Origin of the sequence: Bartonella sp. AP9QHHD, assembly GCF_042195625.1 — a bacterium.
Lineage (GTDB): Bacteria > Pseudomonadota > Alphaproteobacteria > Rhizobiales > Rhizobiaceae > Bartonella.
Genome location: NZ_JBHIOP010000082.1, coordinates 226,206 through 252,874, shown reverse-complemented (window position 1 = coordinate 252,874; position 26,669 = coordinate 226,206). Strand labels below are relative to the sequence as shown.

Below are 26,669 nucleotides of genomic sequence, written 5' to 3'. Positions count from 1 at the left end.
AATGATGATAAAAACCCCCTATTATCTTATAGACAAATCGAAACTCATCAAAAACATGCAAACAATTTCTCATTTACGGGAAATGTCCGGAGCTAAAATTTTACTTGCTTTAAAATGTTTTGCCACATGGAGTGTTTTTGATTTAATGTCTGAGTTCATGGATGGAACCACATCATCATCCCTTTATGAACTACGTTTAGGAAGAGAAAAATTTGGCAAAGAAACCCATGCTTATTCAGTGGCTTGGGCAGATGATGAAATTGATGAAGCCTGTGGTTATGCAGATAAAATCATCTTTAATTCCATCCAACAGCTTCAACGCTTTTCTGATGCAACAAAAACCATTCAAAGAGGTTTAAGGTTAAACCCAGGAATGAGCGCATCAAATTTTGATCTTGCCAACCCCTCACGCCCTTTTAGCCGCTTAGGAGAAACAAACCAAAGCGCTATCAAAGAAATTCTGCCACTTATCAACGGATTGATGATCCATAACAATTGTGAAAATGCTGACTTTAATCTTTTTAACCAAATGCTTGGGTATATGGAAGAAAAATTTGCAGAACTTTTTTCTGCTGTTGACTGGATAAGCCTTGGCGGTGGAATCCATTTTACGGCTGAAAATTATCCTCTAGAAGCTTTCGCAAAACGCTTAAAACAATTTTCTAAAACTCATGGTGTCACTCTTTTTCTAGAACCAGGAGAAGCTGCTATTACCAAAAGCACCACACTGGAAGTAAGCGTTCTTGACACATTGTATAATGAAAAGAATCTAGCCATCGTTGATAGCTCAATTGAAGCACATATGCTTGATCTTCTCATTTATCGTGAAAATGCTAAATTAGAACCTAATCAAGGACCACACGAAATTATGATTTGTGGAAAATCTTGTCTTGCCGGCGATATTTTTGGAACATTTCAATTTCAAAAACCTCTTAAAATAGGCGATAGACTGTCTTTTCAGGATGCAGCAGGTTATACAATGGTCAAGAAAAACTGGTTTAATGGCGTTACAATGCCTGCTATTGTTCTCAAAGAGTGCGATGGTACATTAACACTTCAACGCCAATTCAGCTATAGCGACTATCAGGAAAGCCTTTCATAAAGATAAACCATAAAAAACGTCATACAACAGTATTAAAAAGGGAGATGGACCTACAATGAAAAAAAATGTTCTCATTATTGGTGCTGGAGGTGTTGCACAAGTTGTTGCACACAAATGTGCTCAAAACAATGATATTCTTGGTGAAATTCATATTGCGTCACGAACACTCAAAAAATGTGAAGCCATCATTGCTTCTATTAAAGAAAAAAACACAATGAAAGAACAGGGTGTTCTCAAAAGCCATTCGCTCAATGCCATGAATGTAGAAGAAACTATAAAGCTCATCCAAAAGACCAAATGCGAAATTGTCATTAATGTTGGTTCTGCCTTTCTTAATATGTCTGTTCTTTCAGCTTGTATTGAAACCAAATGCGCTTATATCGATACCGCAATTCATGAAGACCCATTGAAAATTTGTGAAACACCTCCTTGGTATGGCAATTATGAATGGCCTCGACGTCAAGAATGTGAAAAAGCTGGTATAACCGCTATTTTAGGAGCAGGTTTTGACCCAGGTGTAGTGAATGCTTATGCTGCATTAGCGCGCGATGATTATTTTGATAAAATCACAGATATTGATATTATTGATATTAATGCCGGAAATCATGGACGTTGGTTTGCTACAAATTTTGATCCAGAAATTAACTTCCGTGAATTTACAGGACAAGTATGGTCATGGCAAAATAAAAAATGGACTTCCAATAAAATGTTTGAAATCAGCCATGAATGGGATCTTCCCGTTGTGGGAAAACAAAAAGCCTATATGACAGGACATGATGAAATTCATTCACTTTCCAAAAATCTTGATGTAGAGAATGTCCGTTTCTGGATGGGATTTGGTGATCGTTATATCACTGTTTTTACGGTTCTAAAAAATCTTGGTCTCTTATCTGAACAGCCCATTAAGACAGCAGAAGGACAAGAAGTCGTGCCCTTGAAAGTCGTAAAGGCCGTCTTACCCGACCCTTCCTCTCTCGCCCCAGACTACACAGGAAAAACCTGTATCGGAGATCTTATTAAAGGCGAAAAAGATGGACACCTGCGAGAAATTTTTATCTATAATATAGCCGATCACAAACAAGCTTTTCATGAAACTGGGGCACAAGGCATTTCCTATACGGCTGGCGTACCAGCAGCGGCAACAGCTCTTCTTATTGCCACAGGTGAATGGGATGTTAAAACTATGGTCAATGTGGAAGAATTACCACCCCACCCTTTCCTTAAATATCTTGATCATATGGGGCTTCCCACTTTTATAAGAGAACAACAAGAGGATAAAAAATTACAATTTTAATACCTATAGAAAGCATATGCTTGATTTTTAAGTTATCACAAAACTGCCAAATGAAAACAAACTGAATATTCTCGTGTAATTATGGTTTTCGAAAAAATTTTAGCTATTCGTTATATTTTGGCAACATTGCGATTTCTTAACAACCCTAAAGAAGAGACATAGCATCTTTTTAAGATATAGCGAGCAATGATCAAGAAAAACAGAGAAGAAAAAACTAATTTAATCACACTGTATAACTTGTCATTATCATCAAAAAGATAGTGTTATCAACAAAAGATATAAAAATACCGCTCTTTTAAAGAAGAGCGGTATTTTGTAGAATATTCAATTCCTCACCTCTTCATCTTAAATGACAAAGATCCTTAACCTACACCAATCATTAAACAATTCAATTTCTTTGAGTGAATTCCTTTTGACTTCCCTTTTCATATATAACGATTTGATTTATAATAATAAATCATCATTTTCAACTTGATTCATAACGCTGAATACTGTAAAATTCTCTTAATCACAAACTCTCTCACATTGAAGTAATTAAAATCTTTTGTCTGCACATCACAAACAAAACGAGCGTGTGAGGTAAAATGATAAAAGAACAGAATGAAAATTCTCAAATAATAAAGAGCTTTAGCAATATTAAGAACTGAAAAAGTGTATTATAATGCCAGCGTGTACTTTTACTAAACATAAAGATGATGGTGCACAATAGGTCTTATAACAGTTTGAATGAATTTCATATATTTCAAGAGGAACTTTTACAGCTATAAGCTATACCATTCACGAACACCCTCGCGAAGTAGATTTGAGCATTTTGAGAGATGTCTTCTTAACACAAAGCACCCAGATAGGCTCAGAATCCTATCTTAAATATTTTATAACAGTATAAAAACTACCCCATATATAAAACTTTACATAGACTAAACACCACCGCTCTAAACGATAGTGCACAACAGAATAATCAATCAAAACTGCACAACAGATATCTAAAACAGTAATTATCGAAAAGCATACAACAAATGGAACATTTCAATACAATTGGTTATATTCTTTTTTAAAGTTTTAAAATGTTGTTGCATGCTTCACAAATATTTTCTGCCTCATGTGCCTTTTAAAATTTACTTTTTAAAAGCTTTTTAAATATGAAGTGGTTTAGCAAATGTTGCCAAAGCTGCCTCACGCACGGCTTCTGATAAGGTAGGATGTGCATGGCAACAACGTCCCAGATCTTCTGATGAACCTCCAAATTCCATTAAAACTGCAATTTCATGGATCATTTCACCAGCACCAAATCCAAGAATATGCCCCCCTAATACCCGATCTGTTTTTTTATCAGAAAGGATTTTAACGAACCCATCACTCTTTTGCATTGCACGTGCACGACCATTGGCCATAAAAGGAAATTTGCCAACATTATATTCAATACCAGCAGTTTTTAGCTCTTCTTCTGTCCTTCCTACACTCGCAATTTCCGGCTGTGTATAAACAACACTAGGAATAACATCAAAATTAACATGCCCTTTTTGACCTGCCAAAATTTCTGCCACAGCAACGCCTTCTTCCTCTGCTTTATGTGCTAGCATTGGTCCTTTTACGACATCACCAATCGCATAAATTCCTGGAACATTCGTCTGCCAATGAGCATCAATTGCAATAAATCCGCGTTCATCTAACTGAACACCAGCCTCTTGTAATCCAAGCCCCTCTGTATAAGGAGAACGTCCAGTAGCAATAAGCACAACATCAGCCTCTAAAGTTTCAGATTCACCACCTTTGACAGATTCAAAGCTCACCTGAGCAGTTGAGCCAGATTGTGTAACAGCTGTTACCTTTGCACCCGTTTTATATTCAATCCCCTGTTTTTCCATTAATTTCTGAAATTGCCGTGAAACTTCACCATCCATTGAGCCCAAAACTTTATTAAGATACTCAATAATGGTCACCTTAGCACCTAAACGGCTCCAAACTGATCCAAGTTCTGAACCAATGACACCAGCACCTACTACAATCATATGCGTTGGTACTTTTTCAAGTGAAAGAGCTCCCGTAGAAGAAACAATAGTCTTTTCATCAATTTCAACATTCACCCCTGGAATGCCTGAACTCTCTGAACCGGTAGCAATAATAATATTTTTTGTCTCAATTGTTTGTTTATTACCATCTCTGGCAACAACTTCCACATGACCCGCACTCAAAATTTTGGCTGTCCCAAAAAAAGTATCAACTTTATTTTTTTTCATCAAAAAAGAAACACCACTCGTATTGGCTGTCACCACAGCTTTCTTATGAACCATCATTTGTTCAAGATTAAGCTTAGATTTACCAATAGAAATACCAAGCGTTTCAAAACCATGCTGGGTTTCAGAAAACACTTCTGAAGCATGCAGCAACGCTTTAGAAGGAATACAACCAACGTTGAGACATGTTCCTCCTAATGTTGTACGCTTTTCAATAATTGCTACTTTAAGTCCCAGTTGCGCCGCTTTTATTGCTGCTACATAACCACCTGGACCCGCTCCGATCACAGCCACATCATAAGACATCCGTTTCTCCTTTCATCCTGAAAACTGTATTTTACAAATCAAGAACAAGGCGTTCCGGATCTTCTAAGCTTTCCTTAACACGCACAAGGAAAGTCACAGCTTCTTGCCCATCCACAATACGGTGATCATAAGAAAGCGCTAAATACATCATGGGGCGGATCACAACTTGACCCTCAACAACCATTGCTCGCTCTTTAATCGCATGCATTCCCAAAATACCAGATTGTGGTGCATTCAAAATCGGTGTTGACATCAACGATCCATACACACCACCATTGGTAATGGTAAAAGTTCCGCCCTGCATATCAGAAACGGCTAATTTTCCATCACGCGCAAGACGCCCCAAACGACCAATCTCTTTTTCAATCTCTGCCAATGACATTTGATCTGCATCTCGCACCACTGGAACAACAAGCCCTTTATCCGTTCCAACAGCAATTCCAACATTGACATAGTTTTTGTAAACAATATCTGTCCCATCAATCTCTGCATTAACAGCAGGAAGTTCTTTTAATGCATGACAAACAGCCTTGGTAAAAAAACCCATAAAACCAAGCTTAACACCATGTTTCTTTTCAAAAAGATCCTTATAACGCTTGCGCAAATCCATCACCGCTGACATATCAACCTCATTAAATGTGGTTAACATTGCTGCTACATTTTGTGCATCTTTAAGACGGCGAGCAATTGTTTGACGCAATTTCGTCATACGAACCCGCTCTTCACGTGTTTCTTGGACAGGAGGTGCCGAAGAACTCGTCGCAGAAGAAGAGGGTGTAGGAGCATTTGTACTTTGTTTTAATCCACCAAGAACATCTTCTTTAAGAATTTGTCCACGTTTTCCAGAACCTGAAATATCGCTTTTTGCAACATTATTTTCAGCCATCAATTTTGCTGCTGAAGGAGAAGGAGGCATTGCACTGCTCAAAGCAGGCTTCTCCGATTCAGATGAAGCCGCTGGAACAAGTGTAGCAGAAGGTGAAAGTGATTGGGAGATACCAGCTTCTCCAGCTTTCACCACTCCTAAAAGAGCATTTACTTCAACCGTATCGCCTTCTTTTGCAATGATTTCAGATAATTTCCCAGCAACAGGAGAAGGAACTTCAACGGTTACCTTATCAGTTTCTAATTCAACCAAAGGCTCATCCATAGCGACAGCTTCGCCAAGTTTTTTAAACCATTTGCCAACCGTTGCTTCGGTAACCGATTCGCCCAAAGTAGGAACACGAATTTCAGTAGTCATAATATTTTTCCATACATCAGAGTAGTAATAAATTAAGAACCTAACGCGTCTTTAAGAAACGCAGCCAGTTGTTCAAGGTGTTTCACCATTAACCCAGAGGCCGGTGACGCACTCGCAGGACGTCCTGCATAACGAGCACGTGAATATTGCGCATTAATATGCGTCAAAACCCATTCCAAATAAGGCTCAATAAATGACCAAGCCCCCATGTTTTTTGGTTCCTCTTGGCACCAAAAAACTTCCGCCTGCAAAAAGCGCGATAATACATTCACCAAAACTTTTGCAGGGAAAGGATAAAGCTGTTCAACACGAAGGAGGTAAACATCATCAATACCCCTTTTTTCACGTTCTTCATAAAGGTCGTAATAAACCTTACCAGTACAAAGAACGACACGGCGAATCTTATTATCTTTTTGCAACTTAATGACAGAATCTCTGAGACATTCTGCATCATCAAGCAACACACGACAAAAACTTGTTTCTGGCCCCATTTCATTGAGAAAAGAAACAGCTCTCTTATGACGTAAAAGTGATTTCGGTGTCATCAAAATCAATGGCTTCCGGAAATCACGCTTAATTTGTCGACGCAAAATATGAAAATAATTTGCAGGGGTTGTACAATTAGCAACCTGCATATTATCTTCCGCACAAAGTTGAAGAAACCGTTCTAAACGTGCAGAAGAATGCTCCGGCCCTTGCCCTTCAAAACCATGAGGCAATAAACACACAAGACCAGACATACGAAGCCACTTACGCTCTGCGGATGAAATAAATTGATCAAAAATGACCTGTGCACCATTAGAGAAATCACCAAATTGTGCTTCCCAAAGTGTTAATCCTCGTGGTTCAGCAAGAGAATATCCATATTCAAAACCAAGAACAGCTTCTTCAGAAAGCATAGAATTAACAACGTCATAAAGCGCTTGCCCCTTTTGTAAATGATTCAAAGGAATATAACGCGCCTCATTTTCTTGGTCATAAAGAACTGAATGACGTTGTGAAAAAGTTCCCCGTTCAACATCTTCACCGGAAAGACGAACCGGTGCACCTTCCAAACAAAGTGAACCAAAAGCTAAAGCTTCAGCGGTTGCCCAGTCAACACCCTCACCGGTTTCAAAAATTTTAGCACGATTATTTAAAAAACGTTGAATGGTTTTGTGAACGTGAAAATTCGCCGGAATTTCAACAATTTTCTGACCAATTTCCTTTAAAGTTTTTACTTCAACACCGGTTGCTCTAGAATGCTGCTCATCAGAACTACTAAAAGCTTTGAGTCCCGTCCAGCTTCCATCAAGCCAATCAGCCTTATTAGGCTTATAAGAAGCACTCGCTTCAAGTTCACCTTCAAGCTTATCGCGCCATAATTTTTTTTGTTGCTCAATCTCTTCTGAAGAAATCATTCCTTCTGCTACCAATTGGTCACTATAAAGTTGAAGTGTTGTTTTATGATTACGAATTGCTTTATACATAAGCGGCTGCGTAAAGGAAGGTTCATCACCTTCATTATGCCCATAACGGCGATAACAAAACATATCAATAACCACTGGTTTATGGAAAATTTGGCGAAACTCTGTTGCTATTTTGGCAACAAAAACAACCGCCTCAGGATCATCACCATTCACATGGAAAATTGGTGCGTCAATCATTTTTGCGACATCTGATGGATAAGGCGAAGAACGTGAAAAACGTGGAGATGTTGTAAAACCAATCTGGTTATTGATAATAACATGAAGTGAGCCTGCAACACGATAACCTTTAAGACCTGAAAGACCAAAAGTTTCTTGGATAACGCCTTGTCCTGCAAAAGCGGCATCACCATGAATAAGCAATGGCATCACTTTTGAACGCTCACTTAATGGGAGTAAATCAGTATGCGCAGGTCCCATAAGTTGATCTTGTTTAGCACGTGCTTTTCCCATAACAACCGGATCAACAATCTCAAGATGAGATGGATTGGCCAACAGTGATAAATGAACTTTTTTACCATCAAAGTCCAGATCAGCGGTAGTTCCCAAATGATATTTAACATCACCGGATCCCTCCACATCATCAGGCTTGTAAGATCCCCCTTTGAATTCATGAAAAATAGCCCTATGCGGTTTGGCAAGAACTTGTGAAAGAACATTTAAACGACCACGATGTGCCATTCCTAAAATAACTTCCCTAACCCCCAAAGCACTACCACATTTGATAATCTGTTCAAGAGCGGGAATCAGCGCCTCACCACCATCGAGTCCAAAACGCTTTGTACCTTTATATTTAGTGTCTAAAAACTGTTCGAATCCCTCTGCCTGAATAAGCTTATTCAGAATAGCTTTCTTGTCTTGTTGTGTGAAAGAATTTTTTTTATCTCGCCCTTCAATGCGTTCTTGAAGCCATACTTTCTGAACCGGATCAGAAACATGCATATATTCCACACCGATTGTTGAACAATAGGTACGATTGAGAATCTCAAGCATTTGCGGAATAGTTGCATATTCCAACCCTAAAACATTATCAATAAAAATGGGACGCTCGTAATCAGCTGGAGTAAAACCATAAGCTTCTGGAGAAAGTTCCTTATAATCTTCTTGTTTTTCGGCCAATTGAAGAGGGTCAAGTTGCGCATGAAGATGTCCCCGTTCTCGAAACGCACGAATCATCATAATTGCATGAACGGAATCACGTGTTGCACGAATAATATCTTGTTCACTGGAAGTTTTTCCCTTTTGTGCAGCACCTGTTATTGCTTTTTCCTTTAATTTATCGCCAAAATATTTTTCAAGAGAAGACCAATCACCATCAAGAGCAGAAATCAATTCACCCTCTGCTTTTAATGGCCAATGATCACGCTGCCATGTTGCTCCTTCAGCATTTTTAAGAACATCTTCTTTATTATCATGAAGTCCTTCAAAAAAAGCACGCCACTGTGAATCAACACTGGTAGGATCTTTTTCATATTGAGCATAGAGTTGATCTATATAATCCGCATTCCCACCATAAAGAAATGATGTCTGTGCAAAAAGGCTATTTATTTCGTCCTGCCTTGCCATATACTTCTCCGGAACATTTATTCCGTCTCCTTATATCTCTTTTTGACCTTTAAATGCTTACAAACAAGCAGTGATTCGAACATTCAAAAAAGTTTTACCTTTTTATACTCAAGCTTTTTCACCTGAATCTAAGAACCTTTTCTTATTCAGGTGAAACTTTCTTTTAGCCTTTCAAAACTGACATCAAAGTCTTACCTATCTGTGATGGCGAAGAAGATACACGAATCCCTGCTGATTCCATTGCCGCAATTTTATCTTCTGCTCCACCTTTACCACCAGAAATAACAGCACCAGCATGTCCCATTGTCCGTCCTGGAGGAGCCGTACGGCCAGCAATAAAGCCAACAACTGGCTTTTTACGACCTTTTCTTGCTTCATCTTGCAAAAACTGTGCTGCTTCTTCTTCAGCAGAACCACCAATCTCACCAATCATAACAATAGACTCGGTTTCATCATCCGCTAAAAACATTTCCAACACATCAATAAATTCAGTGCCCTTAACAGGATCGCCACCAATCCCTATAGCAGTTGTTTGTCCGAGACCTTCCTGACTCGTTTGAAAAACGGCTTCATAAGTTAAAGTTCCCGACCTCGAGACAACCCCAACAGAACCTTTTCTAAAAATAGAACCAGGCATAATACCAATTTTACATTCATTTGGTGTAAGAATACCGGGACAATTAGGACCAATAAGACGAGACTTTGAGTTTTCTAATCGCGCCTTCACTTTAACCATATCCATAACGGGAATACCTTCCGTAATGCAGATAATTAAACGAACTTCAGCTTCTATAGCCTCTATAATAGCTGCAGCAGCCCCTGCAGGAGGAACATAAATAACGGAAGCATCTGCACCTGTTTTTTCTTTTGCTTCTGCAACATTAGCGAAAATAGGAAGAGTTTCGCCTTCTGAACCTTCCCATGTTTCTCCACCCTTTTTAGGATTAACGCCACCAACCATTTGCGTACCATGATAAGCAAGCGCCTGTTCTGTATGAAACGTTCCTGTTTTTCCTGTAAGCCCTTGAACTAGAACTTTTGTCTCTTTATTCACAAGAATTGACATAGCTTAAGCTCCCTTCACGGCTGCAACAATTTTTTGGGCAGCATCATCTAAATCATCAGCAGGAATAACATTCAAACCACTCTCATTGATAATTGCTTTACCTTGCTCAACATTAGTACCTTCAAGACGAACAACCAAGGGAACCTTTAAACCAACCTCACGAACAGCAGCAACCACACCTTCAGCAATGACATCACAACGCATAATACCACCAAAAATGTTAACCAAAATGCCCTTAACATTTGGATCGGCCGTAATAATTTTAAAAGCAGCTGTCACCTTTTCTTTTGATGCTCCACCACCAACATCCAAAAAATTCGCTGGCTCTGCTCCATAAAGCTTAATGATATCCATTGTTGCCATAGCAAGCCCAGCACCATTAACCATGCAACCAATCGTACCCTCAAGAGCAACATAAGCAAGATCATGCTTTGATGCTTCTATTTCCTTTGGATCTTCTTCTGAAAGATCGCGCAATTCTAAAATATCTGGATGACGAAACAGAGCATTATTATCAAAAGAAACTTTCGCATCAAGAACACGCAAGTGACCATCTTTCATCACAATAAGCGGATTGATTTCTAAAAGGCTCATATCTTTTTCACAAAATGCCTTATAGAGAATCGGAAAAAGCTTTTCACCATCTTCTCGCGCACTACTTTGTAGTTTCAACGCATCACAAAGTCTTGCACAATCAGCAGAAGTAACACCCTCTACAGCATCAATGGGAAGCGTGAATATTTTTTCTGGTGTCTCTTCAGCAACCGTTTCAATATCCATTCCACCTTCTGTTGAAACAACAAAAGCAATTCGACCAACGCTACGATCAACCAAAAGTGAAAGATAAAGCTCCCGTTCAATATCGGCACCATCTTCAATATAAAGGCGGTTGACCTGCTTACCCTCTGGACCAGTTTGTTTGGTTACCAAAGTTTTTCCAAGCATTTCTTGAACATTTGCAACAACTTCTTCAACAGATTGTGCAAGCCGAACACCACCCTTTGCATCAGGACCAAGTTCTTTAAACTTACCCTTACCACGACCACCAGCGTGTATCTGACTTTTAACCACATAGAGAGGTCCGGGCAATTTTTCCGCCCATTTTTCAGCTTGCTCTACAGAATAAACAGCGACACCATTTGCAATTGGTGCTCCATATTCATGAAGCAGACGTTTGGCCTGATACTCATGGATATTCATGCATTTGTCCTTTTCTTTTATGGATCTTATTAATCCTAAAGTTTTAACATTCTAAATACTTATTTTAATGAATTAAATCTTGTTCAATTTACTTGAGACTAGGTACAAGAGCAATACAAGCTTCACAAAGCTTTTTAACCGCATTTACTGAATGATCAAAAGCACCTCTTTCTTCTTTATCAAGATCAATTTCAATGACTCGTTCAACACCACCTGCACCAAGTACAACAGGTACCCCAACATAGGTATCATTAACCCCATATTCTCCTGAAAGATAAGCTGCAACAGGCACAACACGCTTAGTATCCTTTAGGTAGGCCTCAGCCATAGAAACAGCAGAAGCTGCTGGTGCATAATAAGCAGAACCTGTTTTTAACAAACCAACAATTTCTGCACCGCCATCACGGGTACGCTGGATAATTTGATCAATTCTTCCCTGTGTTGTCCAGCCCATCTTTATAAGATCAGGCAAAGAAATACCACCAACCGTTGAATAACGCACGAGAGGAACCATTGTATCACCGTGGCCCCCTAAAACAAACGCTGTCACATCTTTAATAGAGACCTTAAATTCCTCAGATAAGAAATGACGAAAACGCGCTGAATCAAGAACACCAGCCATACCAACCACTTTATGTGTAGGGAGACCTGAAAATTTCTGCAATGCCCACACCATCGCATCAAGGGGATTGGTAATACAAATAACAAACGCTGAAGAAGCGTATTTTTTAATTCCAGCTCCAACTTGTTCCATAACCTTTAAATTAATGCCCAAAAGTTCATCACGACTCATACCAGGTTTTCGCGCAACGCCTGCTGTTACAATAACAACATCAGCACCTTCAATTGCTTCATAAGCATTAGCACCTTTTAGACTGATATCAAAACCATCAACAGGAGAAGATTCGGCTATATCTAGAGCCTTACCTTGTGGCACACCTTCTGTAATATCAAATAAGACCACATCAGCAAGCTCTTTAAGCCCAATAATATGTGCTAAAGTACCACCAATCATACCTGAACCAATGAGAGCTATTTTTTTCCGTGCCATTTTATTTTTTCCTAACTTTTAGATAATTCAGCGCACACCCAATCAACGTCCGTATACTGAATATTTTTGACTTCAACCATATTCAAACAATATCATAAAAAGGAGTAAAGAAATGAAATTTACAAATTTCTCTCCTTACAGAAACAACAACCCTCCGCTGAAACAACTATTAGAAAATTATCACGATGTATCGATAAAGTGAATTTAAAAAAAATACAACAGAATTATTATATTTCTTTAATTTCAAAAAGTTATTGTTTTGACAGTTTACGTAAAGGTAAAAGTATAATCAATGCTTCTTCTTCAAAAGAAAATGTTCTTCCCAAAGTTTTAAATAATCGTAGCTTTGCATTTCGAAAAGACGTGATTGTGTTCTTTGAATTTCAAATGTTTCCGTAATCTGCGCATGCCCTTTATACAAATCCCCTATCCCTGCGGCTGCCGACATAAACAACCGTATGTGGCGCTCATAAAGAATATCAATAAGCAAAATAAACCGTTTTGTTTCATTACGACATGTATCATCCATGACCGGTACATTATCAATAAAAATCGTATGATAATGCTTTCCTAATAACAAATATTCAGCCGCGGCCAAAGGCTTTGCACATAAATCCCCATAATCAAAACGAGCACATCCTGCACCAAAGCGCGGAATAGGAATAAAGCGCCCTTTTATAGAAAGCTCATCAGACATCTCCTTATGTCCTTGCAATACAAGTGTCCATGCTTGATCCATATATTCATTTGCTTGAACCCCCAACGGCGATACATACATCTGTTGTAGATTTGATTTTTCAAGGCGATAATCTGTTTTTGCATCAAGATTAACAACACGAACATATGCTTTCAAAACTTGAATAAAAGGCAAAAAGAGCTCACGATTTAAACCGTTACAATAAAGGTTATCTGGCGCCACATTTGAAGTCGCAATAAAGAAAATTCCTTTATCAAACAGAGCAGAAATAAGCCGCCCCAATACCATAGCATCAGCAATATCCGTTACACTAAACTCATCAAAACAAAGTACTTTTGCTTCTCGTGCAAGATCCTCAGCAACAGCTAAAATAGGATTATCTTGTTTAAATTTTGCACACCCAGATGCTTGACGATAAAAATTAATACGCTCATGCACATCAGCCATAAAATCATTAAAATGGGCACGCTTTTTATGACCTTTAGGCAAACAAGAAAAGAACAAATCCATCAGCATGGTTTTGCCCCGTCCTACTTCACCATAAATATACAGTCCCTGAAAAAAACCTGTTTCATCTCCTTGTTTTACAACACAAGAAATATTTTGTTTTTTCCTTTTAAATATTCTGTTAAAGAAAGAGCAAAATATCCAAGGCAAAGGATGAGAGATATTTTGTTCCGCAATTTTTTTTAATAAATGATCAAAATATTCTGTTATAGCTAATTGAGCGGGATCAAAACAAACCTCTCCTTTAGCAACAAGCTCCTTATAACATGTTGAAACGAGAATCATCCAAAAAACCTTTTTCAAACCGATCTCAATGAAAAATACAAATACTTTTCAAGAATCTGTCCGTCTAGTTTAGTTTGTCATAAACGATCAAAAATAATTTAACGACTTAAAATAACGGGATGATCATCAAGTGTACGTCCCTCAAAACGATCAACATTTGAAGAATAAAGAACGAGGATAACACGTCCAGAGTTATTATAAAAATATAATCTTTTTCCTTTAACAGCCCACGATCTCACTTGGGAAGCAATTCCTGGACAGTGTAAAGGACCAGCACGGTACCCTTGTCCAAACTTTGTTTGTGGAGTTGCAATCCGGCAAACTTTTCCTCCCATAGAAAGATTCCACACCCCAGCAACACTTGCAGGAAATAAATCAGTAGCATTACTTGGCAATTCGAGACTAGCCATTCGTCCATCGCTCTGAGAATCTCCTTTTTCATACATCGGAGCGTTTGCATCTTCAGATATCGACGAAGAAGTAGACGACAGATCAGACGCTTCTAATATTGTCATTTGTTGAGATGGATAAAAAACTTCTAATGCGTTACCATCGTCATTACCATCAAACCGTGTTGTTGAACATCCCCCTAAAAACATTACAGTTGATAGTGCAACGAAAAACGAAACTTTTGAAAACGCCATGTCTGTACTCTCTCCCACGACAATAAATAAGTTCACAAAAAAATTAAGCGAATATTTGTTATAGTTACAAAGATAAATTAACAAATTAAAAAAAACAGGTTAAAATCACTTATTTTAAAAGAAATAATTTATGTGCCCAATTTTATATTTATTAAACACTAGAAATTTATAATATTTTCAGTCATATATCTTTTTATAAGTAATCATTAGAAATAGAGAAGTTTCATGAAAACGCCATTTAGCAAAATGGACGGTCTTGGAAATCAAATTATTGTTGTTGATATGCGTGAAAGCACATACGCTCTTACACCACAAGCAATCCTTGCTTTGTCGGCAGATCCTGAAATGCATTTTGATCAAATCATGGCTATCCACACACCAACCCAGAAAAAAACCGACTTCCGCATAGAAATATGGAATGCCGACGGATCAATGGCTAAAGCTTGTGGCAATGGTACCCGCTGTGTCATCGCATGGCTTAAAGATCACAATTTTGGTGAAAAATTTCATTTAGAAACTCCCGCTGGAATTATTGAAGGAAAATACCAAACCGATAATCTCATTTCTGTTGATATGGGATGCCCAAATTTCAATGCAAAAGAGATGCCTGTTTCACGTGAAATAGTTGATACCAATCACGTAGAAATTATCGCTGGTCCCCTAAAAGACGCTTGTCTCATATCCATTGGCAATCTCCATGCTATCTTTTTTGTTGAAAATGATATTCAACATATTCCATTAGAAAAATATGGGCCAAAACTTGAACATGATCCCCTGTTTCCCGAACGGTGCAATATTTCCATTGCTTGCATAACGTCAAAGAAAAGTCTAAATTTACGTACATGGGAGCGAGGGGCAGGATTAACACAAGCATGTGGGAGTGCTGCTTGTGCAAGTGCAGTGGCTGCTTATCGTCGTGGACTTACAGAGCGCCATGTTGATGTAAATTTACCAAAGGGAAAACTTAATATTTTTTACCGAGAAGACGATCATATTATCATGACAGGACCAATTAAATATCACTTTAGTGGTTTTTTAAGCCCTTTAACAGGGTGTTACAAAAAGGATCACTCCTGATGGCAATAGAAATTGTAACTTTTGGTTGTCGACTTAATAGCTACGAATCGGAAATCATTCGCAAAGAAAGTACTTCTTCAGGGCTAGATCAACTTAAAGATGGTGCTATTATCTTTAATACCTGTGCTGTCACTGCCGAAGCCGTACGACAAGCAAAACAAGCTATCCGCAAAGCAAGACGTGAAAATCCTCATGCGCGTATCATTGTAACAGGGTGTGCAGCCCAAACAGAAGCACAAAATTTTGCCTCAATGACAGAAGTAGATCTTGTTTTAGGAAACGAAGATAAACTTCACGCTCATTCTTATCGTCAACTTCCTGATTTTGGTATTAATCATTCTGAAAAGGTGCATATCAATGACATTATGGAAGTACAAAAAATTGCTCCACATATGGTCAGTGCAATGCAAGAGCGCACCCGCGCTTTTGTACAGGTACAAAACGGATGCGATCACCGCTGTACATTTTGCATTATTCCTTATGGACGAGGACCATCTCGTTCAGTTCCCATGGGTGCTGTCATAGAACAAATTAAAAAGCTGATAGGTGGGGGTATCCAAGAAGTGGTCCTTACAGGTGTTGACCTTACAAGTTATGGCCACGATCTTCCTGGAAAAGCTACTCTAGGAAAATTAACTTCAGCTATTTTGCATCATGTCCCTGACTTAGCCCGATTACGCCTCTCATCTATTGACTCTATTGAAGCAGACGAAGAACTCATAAATCTTTTAGCTTATGAAACAAGAATCATGCCCCATTTGCATTTATCTTTGCAAGCAGGTGATAATATGATTTTAAAACGGATGAAACGGCGTCATCTGCGCGAACATGCCATTCAATTTTGCCAAGAATTGCGTGCCAAACGTTCTACAATGGTTTATGGTGCCGACTTAATTGCTGGTTTTCCTACAGAAACAGAAGAGATGTTTCAAAATAGTCTTGCCTTAATCAAAGATTGTAATTTAACCCATCTCCATGTCTTCCCCTTTAGTCCAAGAGAAGGAACACCTGCCGCACGTATGCCACAAATCAACCGTAAAATAGTTAAGCTGCGTGCTGAAAAATTGCGTAAAGCAGGTGATATGGCTTACCAAAAGCATCTTGCTCATTTACAAAACAGTCTACAAACAATTCTCGTTGAAAAAGATGAAATCGGACGAACAGAAGATTATACTCTTGTACAAGTTAAAGGTGCAAAAGCAGGAACAATTGTTCAAGCCCTTATCGTTGATCATGATGGCGATAAATTGATTGCTGTCCCTCCAAAATTAAACGCTGCTTGAGCAGGAGAATTCTTATGACTAAATCTTTTATAAAAAAAATATTCTCTTTTAACAAATCTCAAGAGCAAGAAATTGAACAACAGATTTCTATTCCTGATAAAAGCGATATAATAGAAGAAAATAAAGACAAAAATGAAAAGACAAAAAATAATCAAATCTCTATAAACACAGAAAAAGAAGAACAAACAAAAAATCCAGAGTCAATACTTACAAAATATGATGAAAAATCTCCATTTCTAGAATCCCATTCTGATAAAATTCCCTTTTCTGGTAAAATTATTGTCACAGACAACATCCGTGAAAAAAAGAATGAAGAAATTTTATCTGAACCTTCTGTTGAACAAAAAAAGACAGCGTGGTTTGGGCGCCTTAAAAAAGGCCTATCCCTTTCTTCACAACGCCTAAGCGGATCAATTGGCGATCTCTTTGTTAAAAGAAAACTTGATGAAGATACACTGCAAGAGCTCGAAGATATTCTTATCCAAGCTGACATAGGTGTAGAGACGGCAACACGCATCACAAATACTTTAGCTTCCAGTCGTTACGGAAAAAACCTCTCCCCAGATGATATTCATACTATTGTAGCTGATGAGGTCAAAAAAGTTCTGGAACCTGTTGCAATACCATTAGAACTTGATCTCAGCCATAAACCTCATGTTATTTTGCTGGTAGGTGTAAATGGCACTGGAAAAACGACAACTATTGGAAAACTTTCAGCCAAATTAACAGAAGGGGGATTAAAAGTTATGCTGGCAGCAGGTGATACTTTCCGAGCCGCTGCTATTGAGCAACTACACATTTGGGGTGAACGTACCAATTCTCCTGTTATTTCGACAAAATTGGGTGCAGATGCCGCCAGCTTAGCATTTGATGCTTATGAAAAAGCAAAAAAAACAAACAGTGATGTATTAATTATTGATACAGCAGGGCGTTTACAAAATAAATCTGAATTAATGGATGAGTTGGCAAAAATTATTCGTGTTTTAAAAAAACACACCCCCCAAGCACCCCACACAATCCTTCAAACTCTTGATGCAACAACCGGACAAAATGCACTCAACCAAGTGGACATTTTCAGTGATATTGCTGGTGTTAATGGTTTAGTTATGACAAAGCTAGATGGGACTGCACGAGGAGGAATTCTTGTCGCTATCGCAGCAAAATATAAATTACCCGTTTATTTTATCGGTATAGGAGAAGATATTGAAGACCTTCAACCCTTTTCTGCTTCTGACTTTGCCGAAACTATTGCAGGAAAACACGCATGAAACAGCCTTTATCTAATCTTAATTTACACAATAATTCTGAAAAAAAGATGAATAACAATAAAAAAATTTCTCTCTCACCAACACTTAAGTTTCTTTTGGAAATGGGTCCATTGGTTGCCTTCTTTTTTGCCAATTATAAGGGAGAATGGCTGATAAAAAACATTGGATTTTTTCAAAATTTTAGTAAGCCTATTTTCCCTGCAACAGCTATTTTTATGGTGGCTATTATTATTTCCCTAAGCTTATCATGGATCCTTGCAAGACAAATTCCTATTATGCCTCTTATTTCAGGAATATTTGTTTTAGTTTTTGGCTTTCTAACTCTCTGGCTTCATAATGAAACTTTCATAAAAATGAAACCAACAATCATTAATAGCTTATTTGCTTTTATACTTTTTGGAGGGATGTTTTTTAAAAAACCACTTTTACGTTATGCTCTTGATTCTACCTTAAAACTTGATGATTTAGGTTGGCAAAAACTTACCTATCGTTGGGCGTTTTTTTTCATTTTTCTTGCCATTTTGAATGAAATAATTTGGCGTAATTTTAGCGATAATTTCTGGACAAGTTTCAAAGTATTTGGCGTCATGCCTATAACAGTCCTTTTCATGCTTACCCAAATGCCTATAATTATAAAACATTCAAAAGGACTTTTTACAGAAGAGGACAAATCTGATTCTTAAAAAAATCATCACTACCGATTATTTTATAGATTCATCGCCAAACACTGTTCGGGAGAAAAAATATGTTGATTGAACAGTTTATTTGTCGAGAAGACAATTTCGGTGTACTCCTTCATGATGAAAAAAGTGGTATGACAGCTGCAATAGATGCTCCTGAAGGCAAAGCGATTCACAATGCCTTAAAGCGCCACAATTGGACACTTAACACTATTTTTGTAACTCATCATCATCACGACCATGTAGAAGCCCTATCAGAATTAAAACAAGTTTACAACGCTACGGTTATCGGACCAGAAGCAGAAAAAGAAAAGATCAATCATCTTGATAAAACACTTCAACCTGATGAAAGTTTTTCTTTTGGCTCACTCCTTCTTTTAGCTCTTTCAACACCTGGTCATACTCTAGGCGCATTATCTTACTATTTTCCTGAAAAGAATTTACTCTTTGCTGGAGATACACTTTTTTCATTGGGCTGTGGACGTCTTTTCGAAGGAAAACCAGCACAAATGCTGAATTCTTTAAAAAAACTTCGTAAACTTCCTGATGAAACACTTCTCTATTGTGGACACGAATATACAAAAAATAACGCTCTTTTCGCACTAACAATTGACCCACATAATAAAAAACTCCACCAAAGAATAGAGGAAGTTTTTTTGCTACGTGCAAAAAACGCTATGACTTTACCAGTAACCTTAGGGCAAGAAAAAGCCACCAATCCCTTTCTCCGCTGGGATGATAGTGTATTGCGAAAGAACCTTGTAATGGAAGAAAAAACAGATGAAGAAGTTTTTGCTGAAGTTCGAAGAAGAAAGGACAATTTTTAACCATGCGTAAGTTCGTATTACGTTTGTTCCTGCTTTTTCTTTTCGTGATACATATTCAACAAACAATGGCAGAGGAAAAGGAAACAGATAATTCTTCTCTTATAGCACCTCTCATTGCAAATTATCCCTTAACAGAAGATTTTCTTTTAAAGCTGGAAAAAATTGAAAAAGAATGTAAAAACTTACTTCCAGAAACAAAAAATAATCTTATAACTTATGATTCTAGTATCCACTCTAGTATTGAAAACTACACTACCTATATTTCTAGTAAACCAAAACTTGTGAATATTTTAAAAGAAAATAATATAACACCGAAAGATTTTGCTGCGGGAACCTCAGCACTTAAAGAAATATCAGCGCTTCTCATATTTGTACCTGAAAAGGAATATTCTACTGAGAAAAATACTATATTTCTAAACAATCTTGAATTTGTTAAAAAACATTTTTACAAAGCAACAATTCTTTTAAATAGCTGTGAAAAACTCATTTTGAGCAACTAATCAGCTATGAGATTAAAAAATATTATCCCATTAATCTAATAAAAAAGTACGTGCATTAAAAAAACACCGTGTTTTTACCATTCCTAATAATTGTTTTTATTTCGATTATATTTACAAATGTTTTTCTAAAAATAAAGAATAACAGACGGAAAAATATTTATTGAAATTCAAAAAAGAAAGGATAATTTTTCGTCATGTTTAAACTTCTATTGTGTTTTTTCTTCATTTTTCCTTTTGTATCATACGCTCAAGAAAAAAAACAAGAAATAGATGATCCTTCTTTTATACCGCCTTTCATTGCAAATTATCCCTTAACAGAAGATATTCTTTTAAAGCTGGAAAAAATCAAAGCAGAATGTAGAAATTTATCTTCAGAACCAGAACAAACAAATACAAAAAGTGATCTCAGTACTTATGATGATAATATTGAAAAATACGCTTCCTATATTTTTAATAATCCAAAACTTGTAAATATTTTAAAAGAAAATAATATAACACCGAAAGATTTTGTTGTTGCTCACCTAGCACTTCAAGCGACATTGTATGTACTTACTGATGAAGAAAATTCTACTTATGAAAAAAACTCTTTACCTGCAAGAAATATAGAATTTGCTAAAGAGCATATGTATAGAATAATAAAAATTTTAAAAGATAACTGTTAAAAAAATCTTTTTAGAACAATTGATTAACTTTGTAAACGCCGACAAATTTCATCTAATTGTTCTAATGAAGAGTAATGTATTTTTAAATCTCCACCTTTTTTACCATGTCGAATAATAACTTTCATTCCTATCACATCTGCAAGTAATTTTTCTAAAGATTTTGTTTCAGCATCTTTCTCCGTATTGGTACGCTTTTTAGTTTTAGGATTAGCTTGCTCATATGCAAGTATTTCTGTTTGACGTACTGAAAGCCCTTCACGAATAATTTTCTCAGCTAAATTTTGTGGATCATCAACGGTTATAAGACAACGTGCATGACCTGCAGAAAGTTGTCCATCAGTTAAGAATTGTTGTACTTTTTCTGGAAGTTTTAACAAACGAAGCGTATTTGCAACATGACTACGACTTTTTCCTATAACTTGCGCTAAATCTACTTGCGTATAATCATGTTCATTTAGAAGCATCTCATATCCCTTTGCTTCTTCGATAGGATTAAGATCTGCACGTTGAACATTTTCAATAATTGCCAATTCCAAAGCCGTTTTATCGTCCACATCACGAATAATAACGGGTAATTGACTTAAATTTGCACGTTGTGCTGCACGCCAGCGCCGTTCACCCGCAATCAATTCAAACCGATGAGGATGATCTCTTAAAGGCCTCACAATAACCGGTTGAACCACACCGTGTTGACGAATTGATTGTGTCAAATTATCAAGCTCTGTTTCAGTAAAATGACGCCGAGGATTGTGAGGATTACATGAAATAGATTCAATAGAAATAAATCGCTCAGAAAGACTACCGGATTCATTTAATTTATCAAAGCTTGATGAACGTGCAATATTGTTGTTTAAATTGATATCTCCAATCAATGCCGCTAATCCACGTCCTAGTCTTTTTTTTGATAGATCATCGTTCATAATTTTGCTCTTTGAGTTTTCTTACAAAAAATTTTACATTTTTAAGCAGCAGCACGTGCTTGTTTTTCACGTTGAATCATTTCTGATGCTAGACGCAAATAAGCTTGGCTCCCAGCACATTTAAGATCATAAAGCAATACAGGTTTGCCAAAAGAAGGCGCTTCTGATACTCTTACATTTCGTGGAATAACAGTACGATAAACTTTATCTCCCATAAAAGAACGTACATCTTCAACAACTTGATTTGAAAGGTTATTACGTCCATCATACATTGTTAGAACAATACCTTGGATCTCTAAAGATGGATTAAGTACGGATCGCACTTGTTTTACTGTTTCAAGTAATTGACTTAAACCTTCAAGTGCTAAAAATTCACACTGCATAGGCACTAAAACAGAATCCGCAGCCCCCATAGCATTAAGTGTTAAAAGATTAAGGGAGGGAGGACAATCAATTAAAATATAATTGAATTTTTTTTCCATTTCCGGATCATCATAGAGAGCTTTACGTAAGCGTTGTATGCGATCTTTTGATGAAGAAATTTCCATTTCCACACCTAAGAGATCAAGTGTAGAGGGAACTATATAAAGATTGGGTACGGCTGTTTTTAAAGCCGCCTGTGTAATTGAAACGCCCGAAACCAAAACATCATAAGAAGATAAAGGACGGCTATTACGATCAATCCCTAAACCTGTACTAGCATTACCTTGTGGATCAACATCCATAATAAGGACATTTTCACCAATAGCCGCTAAAGCTGTAGCAAGATTAATTGCTGTGGTTGTTTTTCCGACTCCACCCTTTTGGTTTGCAATAGCGATAATTCGTGTTTCGCTCATTTTGCTCTACCCTCTATATGATCGAATATGAGAAATTTCCAAAATAACAGAATTTTCATCAACTTTACTTTTATGTTTTAACAGATCAAAGTGCCAATTGGCAGAGGCATTTTTTATTTCTGTAGCGTAATCCCGACCTTTTTGCAAAAGAGCTATTGTTTTTTCTGTTAATAAAGGAAAAATGAGTTGTAAAAGAGTATCAAGCGGCGCTAATCCCCGTGCTGTTATAATATCAGATATGGGAATTTTTTGATATATATCTTCAATTCTAGCGTGATAAACCGTTGCTGGAAGATTAAGTTGAGCAATAACTGTTCGCAAAAAAGCAACTTTTTTCCCATTACTTTCAACAAGATTAATATGTCCTGCTTTTTTTTCTTTCAAAAAGATAGCAATCACAATTGCAGGAAAACCTCCTCCTGATCCTAAATCACACCAATGTAAAGAATGAGCATACAAAGGAAAAATTTGTGCTGAATCTAGAATATGTCGTGTCCATAGATCTGGTATAGTTGTAGCAGATATCAAATTAATATGTGCATTCCACTGAAGTATTAAAGACTCAAACTGAATTAAATTTTCCATCGTTTCACGTGAAACAGAAGGAACAATATTTAATAATTGTTGATATTTTTTTTCTGTAGAAAAATTCATTAAGCTGTTTTAGCCTTTTCACGTCGTTGACGTTGAATATGTGTAATAATAAGCGATAACGCGGCGGGTGTCATGCCATCAATTTTTTGTGCATCAGCAATTGAACGCGGCGACACTTCTTGAATTTTTGATTTAAGTTCATTTGAAAGACCTGAAATTGCCTGAACATCGAGAGAAGAAGGAATTTCTAAACGCTCATCTCTCTGAAGAGAGGCAATATCTTGTGCTTGTTTATCTAAATAAACCGCATATTGTGCTTCAATTTCTAAAGATTCTGCTGTTTTAGAATCAATTGTTTTTAATTGTGGCCAAAAATCTGAAAGACGCTCTAAGGTCATATGAGGATAAGCAAGAAAATCATAAGCCGAACGCCGAATTCCATCATGATTAACATGTAATCCATGAGCAGAAGCTTCATTGGGTGTTAAAAAAAGATTTTGACATATTGATCGTGCTTGATCAAGCCGTTGTTGTTTTTTCTGATAACATTCCCAACGTATTTTACTCACAATACCCCATTTTTGTGCCAAAGGTGTTAAACGCGTATCAACATTATCAGATCGTAAAGATAAACGAAATTCAGCACGTGATGTAAACATCCTATAAGGTTCACAAACACCACGTGAAACCAAATCATCAATCATAACACCAATATAAGCAGTAGAACGACTTATAAGTATTTCATCTAATTTACCTACTTTACGTGCAGCATTTAATCCAGCTAAAAGTCCTTGTGCTGCTGCTTCTTCATATCCTGTTGTACCATTAATTTGGCCTGCTAAGAACAAACCCGGTAAAGAACGTAATTCTAAGTTTCTCGTTAATTGTTGTGGATTAACAAAATCATATTCAATAGCATAACCAGGTTGCAAAACTATAGCATTTTCCAATCCTTCAATGGTTTTCAATAGAGAAATTTGTACATCTTCAGGAAGAGAAGTAGAAAGACCATTTGGATAAACAGTATCATCATTTAATCCTTCTGGTTCCAGAAAGATCTGATGTCCATCACGTTCTCCAAATTTAACAATTTTATCTTCAACAGAAGGACAATAACGTGGTCCTAACCCTTCAATATTTCCAGAATATAAAGCAGAGCGATAAATATTCTCGCGAATAATTTGATGTGTTTTCTCATTTGTACGTGTTATTGCACATTCAATTTGTGGTTGTTCAATTTTCTCTGTTAAAAGAGAAAAGGGTATGGGATTTTCATCTGCTTGTTGTTTTTGGAGAGCTTCCCAAGCAATTGTTTTTTTACTCAAACGAGCAGGGGTTCCTGTTTTTAATCGTCCAAGTTTTATATGATATTTTTTCAAATGTTCAGCAAGTTTTACACTTGACTGATCTCCCATACGACCAGCAGCCCATGTTTTATTACCAATATGAATAAAGCCATTTAAAAACGTACCTGTTGTTAAAACAACAGCACCAGAAAAAATTGTTCCTTGTTTTTTTAAAATAACACCTGATACACAATTATCTTTAACAACCAGATCAATAACTTCATCCTCAATAAGAGTAAGATTTTCTTGTTCTTTTAATAATTTTTGAATTGCTTTTTTATAAAGTTGTCTATCTGCCTGTGTCCGTGGTCCTCTTACTGCCGGTCCTTTACGTCTATTAAGTAGTCTAAACTGAATTCCAGCAGCATCCGCTGCTCTTCCCATAAGACCATCTAACGCATCTATTTCACGAACTAGATGCCCTTTTCCAAGTCCACCAATAGCAGGATTACACGACATTGTTCCCAGTGCTGATATTTTATGTGTAACAAGCGCTGTTTTGGCTCCTACACGTGCTGAAGCTGAAGCCGCTTCACAGCCAGCATGACCACCACCAACAATAACAACATCATATGATTGCATTTAATTAATTCCGTAGAAAATATTCTAAGGTTTCACGTGAAACAGGATATAAATTACATAATCTTTATAATCTGTCTATGAAATAATCAATGTTTCACGTGAATCATTATTTACCAACACAAAATTCTGAAAAAATAATATCAAGCAAATCTTCAACATCAATATCCCCTGTAATTTTCCCAAGAAAATCACTTGCACAACGGAGATGTTCTGCACGTAAACTGAGATCAAGAGAATGATAATTAAGAGAAAATTCAATCTCTTTAACAGCCTCCTTTAATAATTGAAGTTGCCTTTTACGTGCTGGAACAATATTTCCAATTTCAGAAGCACGATGATGACAAAATAATTCAAGTTCTTTTATAAAATAATCAAAATTTAAACCAGTTAATGCAGAAAATTGTATAGACCAACGCTGATCATTTTTTTCATAAAGATCAAGCTTATTGCCAACACACCATATTTCAGCTGATGTTTCTGGTAAATCAACTTGCTTAGGATTTCCTATATCATAAACCAAAATAACCAAATCAGCTTCCCTAACATGCTGTTTAGCAATTTCTATTCCCATTTGTTCTATTTTATTTTCTGTTTTTCTAAAACCAGCAGTATCGGTTAAAAAAATAGGTAAACCACCAAGAATAATTCTCATTTCTAAAGCATCACGGGTTGTTCCTGCTTCTTCCGTTACAATAGCAACAGATCTTCCTGAAAGACGATTCATAATGCTTGATTTTCCAGAATTTGGAGCACCAGCAATAACAATTTTTAATCCATCACGTAAAATACTCGCACGTTCTCCTTCAGTAATATATTCCCGAATAGAAATACAAAGATCCTCAACATCTTTCCAAACTTTATCAGATATTGCGTTGGGAATATCTGCTTCATCAACAAAATCAAGTTCTGCCTCAATAAAAGCACGCGCCTTCATAAGCTTATGACGCCAATCACGATAAAGCGTCGTTAAATGTCCACTTGTACCCATAACAGCTAAACGCCGTTGGCTTTCCGTTTCTGCTTCTATTAAATCAGCAAGACCTTCTGCTTGAACAAGATCTAATTTTCCTTCCATAAAAGCACGACGTGAAAATTCACCTGCTTCTGCAATACGGCATCCAGAAAATGTCGACAATTCATCGAGAAAACGATTAACGACTGCTTTTCCTCCATGTAAATGGAATTCTGCACAATCTTCCCCCGTAAAACTATGAGGAGCAGGAAAAAAAACAGTTAAACCAGAATCTAAAAAACTACCATCACGAGCAGTAAGATTTCCATAATGCATAAAACGTGCTTTAGGTAAACGACCACAAAGCGTTTTAACTATATCCACAACATGAGGACCAGAAAGCCGAATGACTGCAACCCCTGAAGGTAACAATCCACTCGAAACAGCAAAGATTGTATCCACAGGTTTTATCCTAATA

22 protein-coding genes are annotated in these 26,669 nt (G+C 37.0%); 9 read left to right on the top strand and 13 right to left on the bottom strand.

Annotated elements, in window-relative coordinates; translation table 11 throughout:
• Positions 1-4 precede the first annotated feature (4 nt).
• Entirely contained in the window at positions 5-1,102 is a 1,098-nt protein-coding gene (locus tag ACFIK4_RS06565) for a carboxynorspermidine decarboxylase (protein WP_375612883.1), read from the top strand.
• A 55-nt stretch (positions 1,103-1,157) separates the two neighbouring features.
• The gene (locus tag ACFIK4_RS06560) at positions 1,158-2,396 is read left to right on the top strand and encodes a saccharopine dehydrogenase NADP-binding domain-containing protein (RefSeq protein WP_375675509.1); all 1,239 of its coding nucleotides are present in this window, start codon (positions 1,158-1,160) and stop codon (positions 2,394-2,396) included.
• A gap of 1,133 nt (positions 2,397-3,529) precedes the next feature.
• Here ACFIK4_RS06560 and lpdA read toward each other — a convergent pair.
• The 8 genes from lpdA to ACFIK4_RS06520 all read right to left on the bottom strand — a co-directional run bounded on the left by lpdA (position 3,530) and on the right by ACFIK4_RS06520 (position 14,661).
• A complete protein-coding gene (gene lpdA, locus ACFIK4_RS06555) occupies positions 3,530-4,936 on the bottom strand; it encodes a dihydrolipoyl dehydrogenase (RefSeq protein ID WP_375611323.1) in 1,407 nt (468 codons plus the stop codon).
• A 31-nt stretch (positions 4,937-4,967) separates the two neighbouring features.
• The gene (odhB, locus tag ACFIK4_RS06550) at positions 4,968-6,179 is read right to left on the bottom strand and encodes a 2-oxoglutarate dehydrogenase complex dihydrolipoyllysine-residue succinyltransferase (RefSeq protein ID WP_375612752.1); all 1,212 of its coding nucleotides are present in this window, start codon (positions 6,177-6,179) and stop codon (positions 4,968-4,970) included.
• A 32-nt stretch (positions 6,180-6,211) separates the two neighbouring features.
• Positions 6,212-9,211, bottom strand: a complete 3,000-nt coding sequence (locus ACFIK4_RS06545) for a 2-oxoglutarate dehydrogenase E1 component (protein WP_375628545.1) — start codon at positions 9,209-9,211, stop codon at positions 6,212-6,214.
• A 163-nt stretch (positions 9,212-9,374) separates the two neighbouring features.
• On the bottom strand, positions 9,375-10,277 hold the full coding sequence (gene sucD / locus ACFIK4_RS06540; protein WP_375628543.1) for a succinate--CoA ligase subunit alpha: 903 nt from the start codon (positions 10,275-10,277) through the stop codon (positions 9,375-9,377).
• A 3-nt stretch (positions 10,278-10,280) separates the two neighbouring features.
• On the bottom strand, positions 10,281-11,477 hold the full coding sequence (gene sucC, locus ACFIK4_RS06535; RefSeq protein ID WP_375612755.1) for an ADP-forming succinate--CoA ligase subunit beta: 1,197 nt from the start codon (positions 11,475-11,477) through the stop codon (positions 10,281-10,283).
• Between the two features lie 88 nt (positions 11,478-11,565).
• Positions 11,566-12,528 (bottom strand): malate dehydrogenase, encoded by a 963-nt coding sequence (gene mdh / locus ACFIK4_RS06530; protein WP_375628541.1) that lies wholly within the window; start codon positions 12,526-12,528, stop codon positions 11,566-11,568.
• 289 nt (positions 12,529-12,817) lie between these two features.
• A complete protein-coding gene (gene zapE / locus ACFIK4_RS06525) occupies positions 12,818-14,017 on the bottom strand; it encodes a cell division protein ZapE (RefSeq protein ID WP_375675505.1) in 1,200 nt (399 codons plus the stop codon).
• A 98-nt stretch (positions 14,018-14,115) separates the two neighbouring features.
• On the bottom strand, positions 14,116-14,661 hold the full coding sequence (locus ACFIK4_RS06520) for an AprI/Inh family metalloprotease inhibitor (protein WP_375620904.1): 546 nt from the start codon (positions 14,659-14,661) through the stop codon (positions 14,116-14,118).
• Positions 14,662-14,886: 225 nt separating this feature from the next.
• On the opposite strand from ACFIK4_RS06520, the gene dapF reads away from it, so the two are divergent.
• The 7 genes from dapF to ACFIK4_RS06485 all read left to right on the top strand — a co-directional run bounded on the left by dapF (position 14,887) and on the right by ACFIK4_RS06485 (position 20,958).
• A complete protein-coding gene (gene dapF, locus ACFIK4_RS06515; RefSeq protein ID WP_375628539.1) occupies positions 14,887-15,738 on the top strand; it encodes a diaminopimelate epimerase in 852 nt (283 codons plus the stop codon).
• On the top strand, positions 15,738-17,021 hold the full coding sequence (gene mtaB / locus ACFIK4_RS06510; protein WP_375612759.1) for a tRNA (N(6)-L-threonylcarbamoyladenosine(37)-C(2))-methylthiotransferase MtaB: 1,284 nt from the start codon (positions 15,738-15,740) through the stop codon (positions 17,019-17,021). The genes dapF and mtaB overlap by 1 nt, the downstream gene beginning before the upstream one ends.
• Before the next feature lie 14 nt (positions 17,022-17,035).
• Positions 17,036-18,289 carry a signal recognition particle-docking protein FtsY gene (gene ftsY, locus ACFIK4_RS06505; protein ID WP_375638139.1) on the top strand — a complete coding sequence of 418 codons (1,254 nt, stop codon included), beginning with the start codon at positions 17,036-17,038 and terminating at the stop codon, positions 18,287-18,289.
• The gene (locus tag ACFIK4_RS06500; protein WP_375620900.1) at positions 18,286-18,972 is read left to right on the top strand and encodes a septation protein A; all 687 of its coding nucleotides are present in this window, start codon (positions 18,286-18,288) and stop codon (positions 18,970-18,972) included. The genes ftsY and ACFIK4_RS06500 overlap by 4 nt, the downstream gene beginning before the upstream one ends.
• A gap of 62 nt (positions 18,973-19,034) precedes the next feature.
• Positions 19,035-19,796 carry a hydroxyacylglutathione hydrolase gene (gloB, locus tag ACFIK4_RS06495; RefSeq protein WP_375628534.1) on the top strand — a complete coding sequence of 254 codons (762 nt, stop codon included), beginning with the start codon at positions 19,035-19,037 and terminating at the stop codon, positions 19,794-19,796.
• A 2-nt stretch (positions 19,797-19,798) separates the two neighbouring features.
• Positions 19,799-20,296, top strand: a complete 498-nt coding sequence (locus tag ACFIK4_RS06490; RefSeq protein ID WP_375638140.1) for a hypothetical protein — start codon at positions 19,799-19,801, stop codon at positions 20,294-20,296.
• Positions 20,297-20,490: 194 nt separating this feature from the next.
• The gene (locus tag ACFIK4_RS06485; RefSeq protein WP_375611337.1) at positions 20,491-20,958 is read left to right on the top strand and encodes a hypothetical protein; all 468 of its coding nucleotides are present in this window, start codon (positions 20,491-20,493) and stop codon (positions 20,956-20,958) included.
• Positions 20,959-20,981: 23 nt separating this feature from the next.
• Here ACFIK4_RS06485 and ACFIK4_RS06480 read toward each other — a convergent pair whose 3' ends face one another.
• The 5 genes from ACFIK4_RS06480 to mnmE all read right to left on the bottom strand — a co-directional run bounded on the left by ACFIK4_RS06480 (position 20,982) and on the right by mnmE (position 26,653).
• The gene (locus tag ACFIK4_RS06480; RefSeq protein ID WP_375612765.1) at positions 20,982-21,878 is read right to left on the bottom strand and encodes a ParB/RepB/Spo0J family partition protein; all 897 of its coding nucleotides are present in this window, start codon (positions 21,876-21,878) and stop codon (positions 20,982-20,984) included.
• A gap of 41 nt (positions 21,879-21,919) precedes the next feature.
• A complete protein-coding gene (locus tag ACFIK4_RS06475) occupies positions 21,920-22,717 on the bottom strand; it encodes a ParA family protein (protein ID WP_273790170.1) in 798 nt (265 codons plus the stop codon).
• A 6-nt stretch (positions 22,718-22,723) separates the two neighbouring features.
• Positions 22,724-23,371 (bottom strand): 16S rRNA (guanine(527)-N(7))-methyltransferase RsmG, encoded by a 648-nt coding sequence (gene rsmG, locus ACFIK4_RS06470; RefSeq protein ID WP_375611339.1) that lies wholly within the window; start codon positions 23,369-23,371, stop codon positions 22,724-22,726.
• Positions 23,371-25,239 carry a tRNA uridine-5-carboxymethylaminomethyl(34) synthesis enzyme MnmG gene (gene mnmG, locus ACFIK4_RS06465; protein WP_375675499.1) on the bottom strand — a complete coding sequence of 623 codons (1,869 nt, stop codon included), beginning with the start codon at positions 25,237-25,239 and terminating at the stop codon, positions 23,371-23,373. The genes rsmG and mnmG overlap by 1 nt, the downstream gene beginning before the upstream one ends.
• 106 nt (positions 25,240-25,345) lie before the next feature.
• Entirely contained in the window at positions 25,346-26,653 is a 1,308-nt protein-coding gene (gene mnmE / locus ACFIK4_RS06460) for a tRNA uridine-5-carboxymethylaminomethyl(34) synthesis GTPase MnmE (protein ID WP_375675496.1), read from the bottom strand.
• Positions 26,654-26,669: the final 16 nt, after the last annotated feature.

Bases quoted from the DNA above. Each gene is read 5' to 3' on its own strand.
- ACFIK4_RS06565 (WP_375612883.1), top strand. From the start codon at position 5: ATGATAAAAACCCCCTATTATCTTATAGACAAATCGAAACTCATCAAA.
- ACFIK4_RS06560 (WP_375675509.1), top strand. From the start codon at position 1,158: ATGAAAAAAAATGTTCTCATTATTGGTGCTGGAGGTGTTGCACAAGTT.
- lpdA (WP_375611323.1), bottom strand. From the start codon at position 4,936: ATGTCTTATGATGTGGCTGTGATCGGAGCGGGTCCAGGTGGTTATGTA.
- odhB (WP_375612752.1), bottom strand. From the start codon at position 6,179: ATGACTACTGAAATTCGTGTTCCTACTTTGGGCGAATCGGTTACCGAA.
- ACFIK4_RS06545 (WP_375628545.1), bottom strand. From the start codon at position 9,211: ATGGCAAGGCAGGACGAAATAAATAGCCTTTTTGCACAGACATCATTT.
- sucD (WP_375628543.1), bottom strand. From the start codon at position 10,277: ATGTCAATTCTTGTGAATAAAGAGACAAAAGTTCTAGTTCAAGGGCTT.
- sucC (WP_375612755.1), bottom strand. From the start codon at position 11,477: ATGAATATCCATGAGTATCAGGCCAAACGTCTGCTTCATGAATATGGA.
- mdh (WP_375628541.1), bottom strand. From the start codon at position 12,528: ATGGCACGGAAAAAAATAGCTCTCATTGGTTCAGGTATGATTGGTGGT.
- zapE (WP_375675505.1), bottom strand. From the start codon at position 14,017: ATGATTCTCGTTTCAACATGTTATAAGGAGCTTGTTGCTAAAGGAGAG.
- ACFIK4_RS06520 (WP_375620904.1), bottom strand. From the start codon at position 14,661: ATGGCGTTTTCAAAAGTTTCGTTTTTCGTTGCACTATCAACTGTAATG.
- dapF (WP_375628539.1), top strand. From the start codon at position 14,887: ATGAAAACGCCATTTAGCAAAATGGACGGTCTTGGAAATCAAATTATT.
- mtaB (WP_375612759.1), top strand. From the start codon at position 15,738: ATGGCAATAGAAATTGTAACTTTTGGTTGTCGACTTAATAGCTACGAA.
- ftsY (WP_375638139.1), top strand. From the start codon at position 17,036: ATGACTAAATCTTTTATAAAAAAAATATTCTCTTTTAACAAATCTCAA.
- ACFIK4_RS06500 (WP_375620900.1), top strand. From the start codon at position 18,286: ATGAAACAGCCTTTATCTAATCTTAATTTACACAATAATTCTGAAAAA.
- gloB (WP_375628534.1), top strand. From the start codon at position 19,035: ATGTTGATTGAACAGTTTATTTGTCGAGAAGACAATTTCGGTGTACTC.
- ACFIK4_RS06490 (WP_375638140.1), top strand. From the start codon at position 19,799: ATGCGTAAGTTCGTATTACGTTTGTTCCTGCTTTTTCTTTTCGTGATA.
- ACFIK4_RS06485 (WP_375611337.1), top strand. From the start codon at position 20,491: ATGTTTAAACTTCTATTGTGTTTTTTCTTCATTTTTCCTTTTGTATCA.
- ACFIK4_RS06480 (WP_375612765.1), bottom strand. From the start codon at position 21,878: ATGAACGATGATCTATCAAAAAAAAGACTAGGACGTGGATTAGCGGCA.
- ACFIK4_RS06475 (WP_273790170.1), bottom strand. From the start codon at position 22,717: ATGAGCGAAACACGAATTATCGCTATTGCAAACCAAAAGGGTGGAGTC.
- rsmG (WP_375611339.1), bottom strand. From the start codon at position 23,371: ATGAATTTTTCTACAGAAAAAAAATATCAACAATTATTAAATATTGTT.
- mnmG (WP_375675499.1), bottom strand. From the start codon at position 25,239: ATGCAATCATATGATGTTGTTATTGTTGGTGGTGGTCATGCTGGCTGT.